This window comes from Streptomyces sp. DvalAA-43 (genome assembly GCF_900091725.1).
Classification (GTDB): Bacteria; Actinomycetota; Actinomycetes; order Streptomycetales; family Streptomycetaceae; genus Streptomyces; species Streptomyces pulveraceus.
The window spans coordinates 1-13,314 of the sequence record NZ_FMBW01000088.1 but is presented as its reverse complement, the minus strand read 5'-3'; the positions used below and the strand labels follow the sequence as shown (position 1 = coordinate 13,314).

At 72.1% G+C, this 13,314-nt stretch carries 10 protein-coding genes and 1 riboswitch; of the genes, 3 read left to right on the top strand and 7 right to left on the bottom strand.

All coding sequences use genetic code 11. The features are described from left to right. Positions 1-8: 8 nt before the first annotated feature. From GA0115234_RS36935 to ribD, 4 genes are read right to left on the bottom strand one after another with little or no spacing between them, the layout of a single operon-like run. Positions 9-1,307 (bottom strand): bifunctional 3,4-dihydroxy-2-butanone-4-phosphate synthase/GTP cyclohydrolase II, encoded by a 1,299-nt coding sequence (locus tag GA0115234_RS36935; protein WP_093550515.1) that lies wholly within the window; start codon positions 1,305-1,307, stop codon positions 9-11. Continuing rightward, complete coding sequence (locus tag GA0115234_RS36930; protein ID WP_093550513.1) at positions 1,304-1,948, bottom strand: nicotinamide mononucleotide transporter family protein; 645 nt, start codon at positions 1,946-1,948, stop codon at positions 1,304-1,306. Before GA0115234_RS36930 ends, GA0115234_RS36935 begins: the two co-directional genes overlap by 4 nt. Beyond that, entirely contained in the window at positions 1,945-2,562 is a 618-nt protein-coding gene (locus tag GA0115234_RS36925) for a riboflavin synthase (RefSeq protein ID WP_093550511.1), read from the bottom strand. Before GA0115234_RS36925 ends, GA0115234_RS36930 begins: the two co-directional genes overlap by 4 nt. Next, a complete protein-coding gene (gene ribD, locus GA0115234_RS36920) occupies positions 2,563-3,663 on the bottom strand; it encodes a bifunctional diaminohydroxyphosphoribosylaminopyrimidine deaminase/5-amino-6-(5-phosphoribosylamino)uracil reductase RibD (RefSeq protein ID WP_093550509.1) in 1,101 nt (366 codons plus the stop codon). It lies immediately after the preceding gene. A 159-nt stretch (positions 3,664-3,822) separates the two neighbouring features. Next, positions 3,823-3,953: riboswitch (FMN riboswitch) on the bottom strand. A 268-nt stretch (positions 3,954-4,221) separates the two neighbouring features. Here ribD and GA0115234_RS36915 point away from each other — a divergent pair. Then, complete coding sequence (locus tag GA0115234_RS36915) at positions 4,222-6,543, top strand: chitinase C-terminal domain-containing protein (protein ID WP_093550507.1); 2,322 nt, start codon at positions 4,222-4,224, stop codon at positions 6,541-6,543. Positions 6,544-6,670: 127 nt separating this feature from the next. On the opposite strand, the gene GA0115234_RS36910 is transcribed toward GA0115234_RS36915, so the two are convergent. Further along, positions 6,671-7,861 carry an ROK family transcriptional regulator gene (locus GA0115234_RS36910; RefSeq protein ID WP_093550505.1) on the bottom strand — a complete coding sequence of 397 codons (1,191 nt, stop codon included), beginning with the start codon at positions 7,859-7,861 and terminating at the stop codon, positions 6,671-6,673. Between the two features lie 147 nt (positions 7,862-8,008). Here GA0115234_RS36910 and GA0115234_RS36905 point away from each other — a divergent pair, with 147 nt between their 5' ends. Both GA0115234_RS36905 and GA0115234_RS36900 read left to right on the top strand, forming a co-directional pair. Further along, positions 8,009-9,241 (top strand): MFS transporter, encoded by a 1,233-nt coding sequence (locus GA0115234_RS36905; RefSeq protein WP_093550503.1) that lies wholly within the window; start codon positions 8,009-8,011, stop codon positions 9,239-9,241. A gap of 171 nt (positions 9,242-9,412) precedes the next feature. After that, on the top strand, positions 9,413-10,807 hold the full coding sequence (locus GA0115234_RS36900) for a uracil-xanthine permease family protein (protein ID WP_093550501.1): 1,395 nt from the start codon (positions 9,413-9,415) through the stop codon (positions 10,805-10,807). A gap of 59 nt (positions 10,808-10,866) precedes the next feature. Here GA0115234_RS36900 and GA0115234_RS36895 read toward each other — a convergent pair whose 3' ends face one another. Next, complete coding sequence (locus GA0115234_RS36895) at positions 10,867-11,799, bottom strand: GNAT family N-acetyltransferase (RefSeq protein ID WP_161275734.1); 933 nt, start codon at positions 11,797-11,799, stop codon at positions 10,867-10,869. After that, on the bottom strand, positions 11,796-13,314 hold a 1,519-nt coding region (locus tag GA0115234_RS36890; RefSeq protein WP_107405840.1), incomplete at its 5' end, for a peptidase C14. The genes GA0115234_RS36890 and GA0115234_RS36895, both read right to left, overlap by 4 nt.

Genomic DNA, 13,314 nt, shown 5'->3' with positions numbered 1-13,314 from the left:
CCGTGATCTCACTGGTTGCCGCAGGTCGACGCCGTGGCGGTGTCGAGCCAGGGCAGGTCGTGCCCCATGCGGTCGCGCTTGGTGCGCAGGTAGCGCAGGTTGTGTTCGCCGGCCTGCACGGGCATCGGCTCGCGGCCGGTGACGGCGAGGCCGTGCCGCAGGAGCGCGGCCGTCTTGTCGGGGTTGTTGGTCATCAGCCTGAGGCTGTGGACGCCGAGGTCCCTGAGGATCTGGGCGCCGGCCGCGTAGTCCCGGGCGTCGGCGGGCAGGCCGAGTTCCAGGTTGGCGTCGAGGGTGTCGATGCCGCGCTCCTGGAGTTCGTAGGCGCGGAGCTTGGAGAGCAGGCCGATGCCCCGGCCCTCGTGGCCGCGCAGATAGACGACGACACCGCGGCCCTCCTCGGTGATCCGGCGCATGGAGGCGTGCAGCTGGGGGCCGCAGTCGCAGCGCTGCGACTGGAAGATGTCGCCGGTCAGGCACTCGGAGTGGACCCGGACCAGGACGTCGTCGCCGTCGCCGAGCTCGCCGTGGACGAGGGCGACGTGCTCGACGCCGTCGGTGGTGGAGCGGTAGCCGTACGCGGTGAACGCGCCGAAGCTCGTCGGCAGCCGTACCTCGGCCTCGCGGCGGACGGTCGGCTCGGAGCTGCGTCGGTAGGCGATCAGGTCCGCGATGGAGATGATCGTGAGGCCGTGCTTGCGGGCGAACGGGACCAGCTGGGGCAGCCTCAGCATCACGCCGTCCTCGCCGGCGATCTCCACGATGGCCCCGGCGGGCCGCAGCCCGGCGAGCCGGGCGAGGTCGACGGCGGCCTCGGTGTGGCCGTTGCGGACCAGCACGCCGCCGGAGCGGGCGCGGAGCGGGAAGACGTGGCCGGGCCGTACGAAGTCGCCGGGTCCGGCCTCGCCGCCCGCCAGCAGGCGGAGCGTGGTGGCCCGGTCGGCGGCGGAGATGCCGGTGGTGACGCCGTGGGCGGCGGAGGCGTCGACGGAGACGGTGAACGCGGTGCGCATCGACTCGGTGTTGTGGTCGACCATCTGCGGCAGTTCGAGTCGTTCCAGCTCGTCGTTCTCCATGGGCGCGCAGATCAGACCGCGGCACTCGCTCATCATGAACGCGACGATCTCGGGGGTGGCCTTCTCGGCGGCGACGACGAGGTCGCCCTCGTTCTCCCGGTCCTCGTCGTCGACGACCACGACGGGCCGGCCCGCGGCGATGTCGCGGACGGCCTGCTCGACGGGGTCCAGGCGGAGGTCCTCGGCGGCGTTCTCGTGTTCCCGGTGCAGCCAGGTGGGCTGGGCAGTCATGCCGTGGCTCCTTCCAGAGCGGGTGTCCGCGAACGCAGCCACCAGTCGCGCATGCCCCACAGGACGAGGGCGCCGTACACGACGTAGATGAGACCGGAGAAGGCGAGTCCGCTGTGGAAGTTCAGCGGTACGCCGACCAGGTCGACCAGCAGCCAGGCGAACCAGAACTCGACCATGCCGCGGGCCTGGGCGAGCATCGCGACGAGCGTCCCGGCGAAGATGTACGCGTCCGCCCACGGGCTCCAGGAGAGCGAGGGGAACGCGGTGAACAGGCCGCCGACCGCGAGGGTGCCGAGCGCGGCGCCGCCCAGCAGGTAGCCGCGCTCGCGCCAGGTGGCGAACCGTACGGCGATGGAGCCGTCCTGGGCCTGCTTCCTGCCCCGGGTCCACTGCTGCCAGCCCCAGACGGCCACGGCGATGACGACGAGCTGCTTGCCGACGCTGCCCGCCTGGTGCACGGAGGCGTTGGCCGCGACCAGCACGACGCCGGAGAGCAGCTGGGCGGGCCAGGTCCAGACCGAGCGGAGCCAGCCCAGTGTCAGCGCGATCAGGCCGACGGTGTTGCCGATCATGTCGGACCAGATGATGTGCTGGCCGAAGACGGTGAACGCCTCCGAGTTCAGCCAGTGCAGGGCGCTCACTTCACCGGCTCCTCGGGGTCTCGTGCGGAGGTGCCGAGCAGCCGCTCGACGTACTTCGCGATGACGTCCACCTCCAGGTTGACCGGGTCGCCGGGCTTCTTGATGCCGAGCGTGGTCAGGGCGAGGGTGGTGGGGATGAGGCTGATGGTGAAGTAGTCGGGTCCGGCGTCCACCACGGTGAGGCTGACGCCGTCGACGGTGATCGATCCCTTCTCCACCACGTAGCGGGTCAGCTCCGGGGGCAGGGAGACCTTGACGATCTCCCAGTTCTCGGAGACCTCGCGCCCGACGATGTACCCGGTGCCGTCGACATGGCCCTGGACGATGTGGCCGCCGAGCCGGCCGCCGACCGCCATGGGGCGTTCCAGGTTGACCCGGGAGCCGGTGTCCAGGGCGCCGAGGCTGGACCGGTTCAGGGTCTCGGCCATCACGTCCGCGGTGAACTCGCCGTCGCCGAGGTCGACGACGGTGAGGCAGACGCCGTTGACGGCGATGGAGTCGCCGTGCTTGGCGCCTTCGGTGACCACGGGGCCGCGCAGGCGGAATCGGGAGGCGTCGCCGAGCTTCTCGACGGCGGTGACCTCACCCAGTTCTTCGACAATTCCGGTGAACACTCAGTTTCCCTTCCGGGCAGGGCCGGGGACGGCGGTGATGCGCAGATCGGGGCCGATCCGGACGGTCTCGGTCACATCGAGGCGCAACGCCTCGGAGATGGTGGAGATTCCGGCGTCGGCGAGGGCCGCGGGACCTGCGCCGAGGAGCACGGGGGCGAGATAGCCGACTACCTTGTCGACCGTTCCCGCGGCGACGAAGGCCCCGGCCAGGGTCGGGCCGCCTTCGAGGAGTACGGAGCGGACGCCGCGCCCGTGCAGGGCGCGGAGCAGGGCGGGGATGTCCAGGCCGGTGCCGGTGGCGGCGCGCGGCAGCCGCAGTACGGCCGCCTCGGGCAGGTGCCGGGCGTCGGCGTCCTCGGCGACGGCGATCAGGGTGGGCGCGGTGCCGTCCAGGACGCGGGCGCCGGGGCGGACGGCGGTGGCGGCGGTGTCGACGACCACCCGCAGCGGCTGCACGGCGTCCTCGATGCCGCGTACGCCGAGCTGGGGGTCGTCGGTGCGGGCGGTGCCGGAGCCGACCACGACGGCGTCGGACTCGGCGCGCAGCCGGTGGACGTCGGCGCGGGACTCCGGGGAGGTGATCCAGCGGCTGGTGGCGTCGGCGGCCGCGATCCGGCCGTCGAGGGTCGCCGCGTACTTCCACAGGACGTATGGGCGGCCCAGCCGCACCGAGGTCAGCCAGGCCGCGTTGCCTGCCTCGGCCTCGGCCGCGAGGAGCCCCTGCTCGGCCTTGGTCCCGGCTGCGCGCAGGGTGTCGGCACCGCCGGTGGCCTGCGGGTTCGGGTCGCCGACCGCGTAGACGACCCGGGCGACCCCGGCCTCGATGAGCGCCTGGGCGCAGGGGCCGGTGCGGCCGGTGTGGTTGCAGGGTTCGAGGGTGACGTAGGCGGTGCCGCCCCGGGCCCTCTCGCCCGCGTCGCGCAGGGCGTGGATCTCGGCGTGCGGTCCGCCGGCCCGCCGGTGGAAGCCCTCTCCGGCGTGGCGGCCCGCGGCGTCGAGGACGACGCAGCCGACGACGGGGTTGGGGCTGGTGGAGCCGAGACCGCGGGCGGCGAGTGCGATCGCACGGCGCATGGCGGTGGTGTCGGCTGCGGTGTCCACCGGGTCCTCCTGCCTCTTCGGGCACGGACTCCGGGGCCTGTCGACGAAGACAGATGAAACGGGAACGCCACGGGGGAACGCCGGAAATGCCGGAAAAAACGGATGGACCGGTTGCCCGAAAACCATCCGCCGACGGCGGCGTACCCGCGAAACGGCCCGCCGCGCACTGCCTCCCATCCGGACTTTAACCGTCGGTCCAGGAATCCCACCTGGTCAACCGGCCGCTGGATGCGGACGGGTCGCGGACTATAACCGCCGGTTCGGAATTGCACCGACCCCGGAGTGCGCTGCTGCTGGTACACGATCAGTGTGCCACGCCCGGCGGCGGGCCATGCGGGTGAGTGCTTGTGGACTGGCTCACAGGGAGCCCGTCGACAGGGGCGGCATCGAAGAAGTTGATCCTTAAAGGTCCAGACCTATTGACGCACTGGTCTAGTCCTTTTAATCTCTGCGTCACCTCCGAGGAGCGGTCCCGCGGTGTGCGCACACCCGGGACATCGACACGACCCACCCCCTTGCCAGTTGTGTTCTGCCGAACCTCCCCGGGAGGAACCGAACGTGCTGTCCCCCACCCGTGCGAGAGCCACCCTGCTCGCAGCCGGCGTAGCCGTCGCCGGTCTGCTGATGGGCTCGCTCGCCGCCACCCCGTCGGCCGCCGCCGACCAGGAGTCCTGTCGTCCCGACGGGCTCTACGAGACCCCCGGCGTCGCCGTCCCCTACTGCTCCGTCTACGACACCGAGGGCCGCGAGAAGATGGGCGCCGACCATCCGCGGCGGGTCATCGGATACTTCACCGACTGGCGGACCGGCAAGGACGGCAAGCCCGCCTATCTCGCCTCCGACATCCCCTGGGACAAAGTCACCCATCTGAATTACGCGTTCGCCCACGTCGACGGCGCCAACAAGCTCTCGGTGGGCGCCGACGGGCCGGACAACGCCGCGACCGGCATGACCTGGCCGGGTGTCGCGGGCGCCGAGATGGACCCGGGCCTCCCCTACAAGGGCCATTTCAACCTGCTCAACACGTACAAGAAGAAGTACCCGAACGTGAAGACCATGGTCTCGGTGGGCGGCTGGGCCGAGACCGGCGGCTACTTCGACGCCAGCGGCAAGCGCGTGGACTCCGGCGGCTTCTACTCGATGGCGACCAACGCCGACGGCTCGGTCAACCAGGCCGGCATCGACACCTTCGCCGACTCGGCCGTCGCGTTCGTCAAGAAGTACGGCTTCAACGGCGTCGACATCGACTACGAGTACCCGACGACCATGAAGGACGCGGGCAACCCGCTGGACTGGACGCTCTCCAACGCGCGCCGGGCCGGTCTGGTCAAGGGCTACGCCGCGCTGATGAAAACCCTGCGCGAGAAGCTCGACCGCGCCTCCGCCGCCGACGGCACCCACTATCTGCTGAGCGTGGCCGCACCCTCGTCCGGCTATCTGCTGCGCGGGATGGAGACCTTCCAGGTCCAGAAGTACCTGGACTACGTCAACATCATGTCGTACGACCTGCACGGCGCCTGGAACGAGTACGTCGGCCCGAACGCCGCGCTGTTCGACGACGGCAAGGACGCCGAACTCGCCCAGGCGAGCGTCTACTCGACCTCGCAGTACGGCGGCACCGGCTATCTCAACACCGACTGGGCCTACCACTACTTCCGCGGCTCCATGCCGGCCGGCCGGATCAACATCGGCCTGCCGTACTACACCCGCGGCTTCAAGAACGTGCAGGGCGGCACGGACGGGCTGTGGGGCAGGGCGGCCACCACCGACTGCCCGGCCGGCGCGGGCCTGACCAAGTGCGGCGACGGCGCCGTGGGCATCGACAACCTCTGGCACGACCAGGACGCGAACGGCAAGGAATCCCCGGCCGGTTCCAACCCCATGTGGCATGCGAAGAACCTGGAGAAGGGCATCGTCGGCGACTACCTCACCGACTACGGATTCCCCGCCGGCACCGAGCTGACCGGCACCTACGCCCGCAAGTACGACCCGGCCCTGGTCGCGCCCTGGCTCTGGAACGCCGAGAAGAAGGTCTTCCTGTCCACCGAGGACGAGCAGTCGGTCGCCGCGAAGGCGGACTACGTCGTCGACAAGGGCATCGGCGGCGCCATGATCTGGGAGCTCGCGGGCGACTACGGCTGGAACGCCGCCAAGGGCCAGTACGAGCCGGGCTCCACGCTCACCTCGACGATGTACGACACGTTCAAGTCGGCCGCCCCGTACGGCGCGAAGCGCTCCACCATCGATCTGCCCACCGAGGCACTCGACATCGACGTGTCGTTCGACCAGTTCCCGCTCGGTGACTCCAACTACCCGATCAGCCCCAAGCTGAAGATCACCAACCACACGAAGGCGACGCTGCCCGGTGGCACGGAGTTCCGGTTCGACTACGCGACGTCCGCGCCCGCCAACGCCAAGGACCAGTCGGGCTTCGGCACGACGATCGTGCGCAGCGACCACACCGCCGCCAACAACATCGGCGGGCTCAAGGGCGACTACAACCGCGTCTCGCTGAAGCTCCCGGCCTGGCAGAGCCTGGCTCCCGGCGCCTCGGTGCAGGTCGACTTCGTCTACTACCTGCCCACCTCCACGCCGTCGAACTGGACGGTGACCTTCGGCGGGAAGTCGTACGCCCTCGCCGCCGACCTGGCACGCGGCACCACCCCGGTCGACCCCGGCACGGGCACGTCGACGCCGTCGCCGGACCCGTCGACCGGTGGCGGGTGCACCGCGCCCGCCTGGAGCGCGGGCTCCGAGTACGGCGCCGGTACGACGGTGAGCCACGGCTCGCGCCAGTGGAAGGCCAAGTGGTGGACGAAGGGCGAGACGCCCGGCTCCACCGGTGACTGGGGCGTCTGGCAGGACCTCGGGGCCTGCTGACCTCCTCCCCGAACCGCCCGGCGGTGACCGGATCGCCCCCGGTCGCCGCCGGGCCCGGCCGTGCCGCGCGAGGCACCGGCCCGGCATACGGGCGACCGCCCGCCGGGCGGTTCAGCCGGACGGCGGTTCAGCCGGACGGGGTGAACAGCTCGTCCTGAGCCGCCTCCCGGGCGGCGAGCAGCGCGCCCCGGAGCACCGCGGCGCCGCCCAGACGCCCGGCCCTGACCTCGGTGCGCAGCGGTGACATCAGGGTCAGCCGCTCCTCGACCCGTGCCGCGAGCGCGTCCCCGCCCGCGTGGCCGACCTCGCCCGCCAGCAGCACACAGCCCGGGTCGATGACCGCGGCGATGGCGGCGGCGCCGACGGCGAGACGCCCGGCGAGGGCGTCCAGGAACGCCTCGCCGTCCCCCTCCCCCGCGAGCGCGGCCCGCACGGCGGACGCCGCGCCCGGTTCCTTGTCCCCCTCGGCGGCGCCCGGAGGCACGGCGATGCCGTGGGCGGCGGCCAGTTCGCAGACCGGGGCGGAGCCCACCAGCGCGTGGAACCCGCCGTCGCAGTTGAGGGCCGAGGGCGGGCCGGGAATGCCGGGCACCGGCAGGAAGCCGATCTCGCCCGCACCGCCGGAGGCTCCCCGGCGGAGCTTCCCGTCCAGCATGACGGCGGCGCCGACGCCGTGGCCGAGCCAGAAGAGCACGAAGGTGTCGCGGTCGGTGGCCGCGCCGCCGCGGTGTTCGGCGACGGCGGCGAGATTGGTCTCGTTCTCGACCAGCACGCTCGCGGGCAGCCGTTGCTGGAGCACCCGCACCAGCCGCCGGTGCCAGGCGGGCAGCCCGGTGGTGTCGCGCAGCTCGCCGGTGACCGGGTCGATCAGTCCGGGGGCGCCGATGCCGACGCTGTGCAGCGGGCCGGCCCCCGCCTCGCGCGCGGTGCGTTCCAGCAGGGCGGCGGCCTGTTCGGCGGCGGCCTCGGTGTCGGTGTCGCTGCCGATGGGCAGGGTCGCCTCGGCCAGCGTGGTGCCGAGCAGATCGGCGACGACCACCGCGACGCTGCCGGTGCGTACGTCGAGGGCGGCGAGATGGGCACGGTCGGCGGCGATCCCGTACAGCCGGGCGTTGGGGCCGCGGCGCCGGGCACCGGCCTCGCCGACGACACGGATCAGACCGGCGCCCTGCAACCGTTCGACGAGGTCGGCGACGGTGGGCCGGGAGAGGCCGGTCAGGGTCTTCAGCTGCGCGGCCGTCAGCGGACCGTCCTGCTGGAGCAGTCGCAGGGCGAGCCGGTCGTTGATGGCCCGTGCGGTGCTCGGTGATGCGGGCATGCCGGGATCCTTCCAGATCGCAGACGCACTGGATGCACAGGCGCACTATTTATCAGGCAGGGTTCCTGATAGTTTACGGCCCGCACCGTGGAGACGGGCACCGGGACCACCGGCGACAGAGAATTTCCCAGGGGAGGGCACGGCGGTATGACAACGGATCCCACAGACACGGCCTTCGGCATGGAGCAGGTGAGACGGGCCAGGTTCGCCGTCGCCGCCGTCTTCACCGTCCACGGCGCGGTGACCGGCAGCTTCGCCACCCGGGTGCCCTGGATCCAGGACCACGCCGGGGTCAGCGCCGGACAGCTCGGCCTCGCCCTCGCCTTCCCGGCGATCGGCGCCTCGCTCGCCATGCCGCTGGCCGGTGCGATCAGCCATCGCTTCGGCGCGAAGACCGCGCTGCGCGGGCTGCTCGCCCTGTGGACGCTGGCGCTGATCCTGCCCGCGACGGCGCCCAACCTGGTGACGCTGTGCGCCGCGCTCTTCGTGTACGGGGCGACGGCCGGCATGTCGGACGTGGCGATGAACGCCCTCGGCGTCGAGGTGGAGAACCGGCTCGACAAGTCGATCATGTCCGGGCTGCACGGGATGTGGAGCGTGGGCGCCCTGATCGGCTCGGCGGCGGGCACGGTGGCCGCGCATCTGGGCACCGACGCCCGGCTGCACCACACGCTGGCCGCCCTGGTGCTCACCGTGCTCGGTCTGATCGCCTGCAGGGGCGTACTGGATCTGCGCAGCGAGCCGGACGAGGAGCCGCCGCCGCGCTTCACCCTGCCGCCGAAGTCGGCGCTGATCATCGGCGCGGTGGGCTTCTGCGCGGTGTTCGCCGAGGGCGCCAGCCTGGACTGGTCGGCGGTCTACCTCCGGGACATCATGGACACCTCCGCCGGGCTCGCCGCCGCTTCCACGACCGCGTTCGCGCTGACCATGGCGGTCGCCCGGATCGCCGGCGACAAGGTCGTCGACCGCTTCGGCGCGGTCCGGACCGTACGGGTCGGCGGCGCCCTCGCGACGGTCGGCGGGCTGCTCGTGGTCGCCTCGCCGGACGCGGTGCTCGCGATGTGCGGCTTCGGGCTCCTGGGCCTCGGCGTGGCGGTGGTCGTGCCGCTCGCCTTCGCGGCGGCCGGGCGCAGCGGTCCGAACCCGAGCCAGGCGATCGCGGGCGTCGCCACGATCACGTACACCTCGGGGCTGATCGCCCCGTCCGCGATCGGTTCGCTGGCCGAGGCGACCTCGCTGGTCGTCTCGTTCGGCCTGGTGACGGTGCTCGCGTTCGGTCTGGTGCTGGGGGCGGGGGTGCTGCGGGCGGGCGACCGCAAGCAGGTGCCGTCCTCGGACGCCGGTGCCCCGGGCACGGCGGCCGCCGAGCCGCGTCCCTGAGCCGGGCGGGCGGGGGCTCCTCCCCTCCGCCTCCCGCATCGGCCGTGCTCAGGGGCGCGGCCCGGCCGCGAGCGGGCCACGATCCGGCATTACCATGGCGCTGATCATTTCTGCGGCAACGACGTGCCCGGCGAGGCGCTCGGCTCCGCACCTACACCACAGGGAGCGACCATGGGCGGCCTCGGCGTGCGCTGGACCTTGCACGGCGACGGGAAGACTCCCGCACCGGGGGCCGTGGTCCGGCCGGACGAACGGCTCACCTGGCCCCGTACGTTCGGACTGGGCGCCCAGCACGTGGTCGCGATGTTCGGCGCGTCGTTCGTCGCTCCGGTGCTGATGGGCCTGGACCCGAACCTGGCGATCATGATGTCGGGCATCGCGACGGCCATCTTCCTGCTGGCCACCCGCGGCCAGGTGCCCAGCTACCTCGGCTGTTCGCTCTCCTTCGTCGGGGTCGCGGCGACGATCCGGGCGAGCGGCGGCAGCAGCGCCGTGGTCACCGGCGCGGTCTTCGTCGTCGGCGTGGTGCTCTTCCTCGCCGGTCTCGCGGTGCAGCGGTTCGGCGCGCGGATCATCCACGCGGCGATGCCGCCGGTGGTCACCGGTGCCGTGGTCATGCTGATCGGTTTCAACCTGGCTCCGGTGACCGCGTCGACCTACTGGCCGCAGGACCAGTGGACGGCCCTGCTGGTGATGCTGTTCACCGGACTGGCCGTAGTGTGCCTGCGCGGTTTCTTCTCGCGCATCGCGATCTTCCTGGGCCTGGTCTTCGGGTACGCGCTCTCCTGGGTCCTCGACCAGGTCTTCGGCAAGATCCACTCCCCGGCCGGGGGTGCCGAGGCGGTGGACCACTGGCGGCTCGACCTGTCCGGAGTCGCCAAGGCGGACTGGATCGGACTGCCCTCCTTCCACGCGCCGAGCTTCGAGTGGTCGGCGATCCTGGTCGCCCTGCCGGTGGTCATCGCGCTGATCGCGGAGAACGCCGGGCATGTGAAGGCCGTCGGCGAGATGACCGGCGCCTCGCTGGACGACAAGCTGGGCACCGCGATCGCCGCCGACGGTGCCGCGTCGATGCTGTCGACCGCGGTGGGCGGCCCGCCGAACACCACGTACTCGGAGAACATCGGCGTGATGGCCGCGACCCGGGTCTACTCCACCGCCGCCTACTGGGCCGCCGCCTGCTTCGCCCTGCTCTTCGGCCTCTGCCCCAAGTTCGGCGCGGTCGTCGCCGCCATCCCCGGTGGGGTGCTCGGCGGCATCACGGTCATCCTCTACGGCATGATCGGCCTCCTCGGCGCCCAGATCTGGCTGAACGCCAAGGTCGATCTGCGCAACCCGCTGAATCTCGTACCGGCCGCCGCGGGCATCATCATCGGCGTCGGCGGGGTCAGCCTGAAGATCACCGACAACTTCGAGCTGAGCGGGATCGCGCTGGGCACCATCGTGGTGATCACCGGCTACCACGTGCTGCGCGCCTTCGCCCCGGCCCACCTCAAGACCCAGGAGCCCCTGCTGGACTCGGGCACCTCGGCGTACGACGAAGGGTCCTCGAAGGGCGACGCCTGACCGAACCGGTGGGGCGCCGCCCGCGCACGCCGCGCGGCTGACGGCGCCCCACCGGGAGCTCAGAAGCAGTCGCCGTACCAGTGGACCGCGCCGGGGGCCGTGACCGTGGCCCGGACGTCCGCCGCGGAGGCGTGCAGCGGGCGGGCCATCCCCACGTGCTCGGTCATCTGCCGGGCGTCCGTCAGCAGGGCGGGCAGCGCCGCCCTGATCTCCGGGTCGTCGGGCAGCCGGACCCGGGCCCGGTCCAGGCCCGCCGCGCGGCCCCGTTCGCCGACGGCGGCGAACAGCTCGCCCAGGCACTCGGGGGCGCCCGCGAATTCGCGCACCTCCACGCACTCCCCCTCGTACTGGGCCACCAGCCGCCCGACGAGCGCCCCCGATCCGGGGTCCTCGGCCACGAGCGACCGGTCGAGCGGGCCGCACCAGGCGGGCACGCGCACCGCCCAGTCCTCGGGCGCCCGCACCGAGCTGAGCGGCCGGCCGGTGTTGTACGCGTGGTGCAGCGCGGCCACCTCGGTGGCGGCCCGCGCGGTGGCGGCACGGATCCGGAACTCCCCGGCGGCGGCCGGCGGCGCGAGCGTCCCCTCGGTGTACGTGCTCGCGAACTCCTGCCATCCCGAACCCCGGTAGACGCCCGGGGTCCCGGTGAACAGCAGGGACCAGTCGCACCGCTCGGCCTTCATGGTGTGCTCCGCCGCCTCCAGCAGCCGCCGCACCAGGCCCTGTCCCCGGGCCTCGGGGCGGGTGGCGACGCTGCCGATGCCGCCGACCCGGCGCGGGGTGCCCCGCGCGTCGCGGATCAGCCTCGGTACGTAGACGACGACCGCGTCGATCCCGTCCCCCGCGGCGTTCTGGGCGACGAAGGTGTGCCGGTGGCGGTCCGGGTCGAGTGCGTGCAGGTCGAGGATGTGCGGGGCGTCGAAGCACCGCCGCCACAAGGCGGCCAGGGCCGGGTCGTCGGCCCCCGTCGCGGTGCGGATCACGGCGGTCACAGGATCAGGTTCCCGTCCGTGCGCACCCGGTCGCCGTTCGCGGGCATGGCGCCGCGCTTCGTCCCGTCCTCCACGCACGTGGTGTGCAGGACGGAGCCCAGTGCGTCGGGGGCGAGGTGGAGCGTGCCGCCGGTGAAACGGCTGCCGGTCGCCGCGTAGTGGTTGGTGCCGTCGCCGATCCGGACATGGGCGGTGTCCGCTCCGGCGGCGGTGCTGCTGAACCCGGTGATGTCCCAGGTCACCTTCCCGGGACCGGCCGCGCGGCCGAGCAGCGCCTTGGCCTTGTTGCCGCCGGTGAACCGGGCGCCGCCGGTGACGGTGATCCGCTGGTCGCGCACGGCACTGAGCTCGATGCCGGTGTTCTCGTAACTCCCGCCGTCGATCCGCAGATCGGCCGACCCGACCGAGAGCGGGGCCGCGTTCTCCGCGCCGGTGACGGTGCAGTCGGTGAAGTGGACGGGTCCCGCGCCTCGCAGGACCGCGCCGTCGACCCCGGTGAACGTACAGCGCACGAAGTGCACGGGCGCGGTGACCGGGGTCTGGACGAGGACGGCCCCGGCGGGCGGCTCGAAGGAGCAGTCGCTGATGGTGGTCGGCCGGGTGGAGCGGGCGGAGCGCTGGGCGACGGCGAAGGTCCTGGCGGTGCAGCCCCGCACCTGGGCCCCGTCGGCGTTGACGGTGAGGGTGCCGGCCTGGTCGAAGGTGGGGCGCGCGATCACCGTGATGTCTTCGAGGGTCAGATCGGTGATCTTGGTGTTGGCGGTGAACCAGGAGCAGACATGTCGGCGTACGGTGATCCGCTTCGCGGAGATCCCCCACTGGGCACCGGAGTTGGCGATGTCCATCAGCCCGGAGTTGCCGTCGAAGAGGAGGTCGTGCTCGTACTGCCCGTGTGTCGTGAAGGGGTTGCCGCCCGCGTCGTCCCCGTCGCCGTGGCAGTTCACCACGGTGCAGTAGGCGGAGGCGGTGAGGTCGTTGAGGTGGCGCACATTGCTGGTCGTGCAGTCCGCGACCCGTCCGTACAGGCAGTAGATCTGCTGGGTGAGATAGCCCGCGCCGCCGTACTCGACGGTCGGCGGGTTCTTCAGGGAGCACTCCTCGGTGCGGAATCGGGTGCACCAGCGGCGCATGATGACCGGCCAGAACGTGCCGGTGGCGTGGATCCCGGAGACGTCGCAGCCCACGGCGTACTCGAAGCTGACGGGGTGCGAGCCGGTGTACTCGTCGAGGCCCGCGCCCTCGAAGACCATGTTGCGGATGTGGGTGTCCCGGACCGGTTCGACGCGGGTCCAGGTGAGGTGGCGGCCCGCGGCGAGTTCCCAGCCGTTGAGGTAGCCGATCCGGATGTGTCCCGCGTCGACGATCTCGGTGATCTCGACCAGCTTCTGCAGTTCGCGTTCGTCACCACCGCCGCCCGCGACCGGGGCCACCTGCACGGCCCACCACTGACCGACCTCGAACGCCTTGGCATCGGGGACCGGGAAGGTGTCGGTGAGCTCGATGACCTCGCCGGAG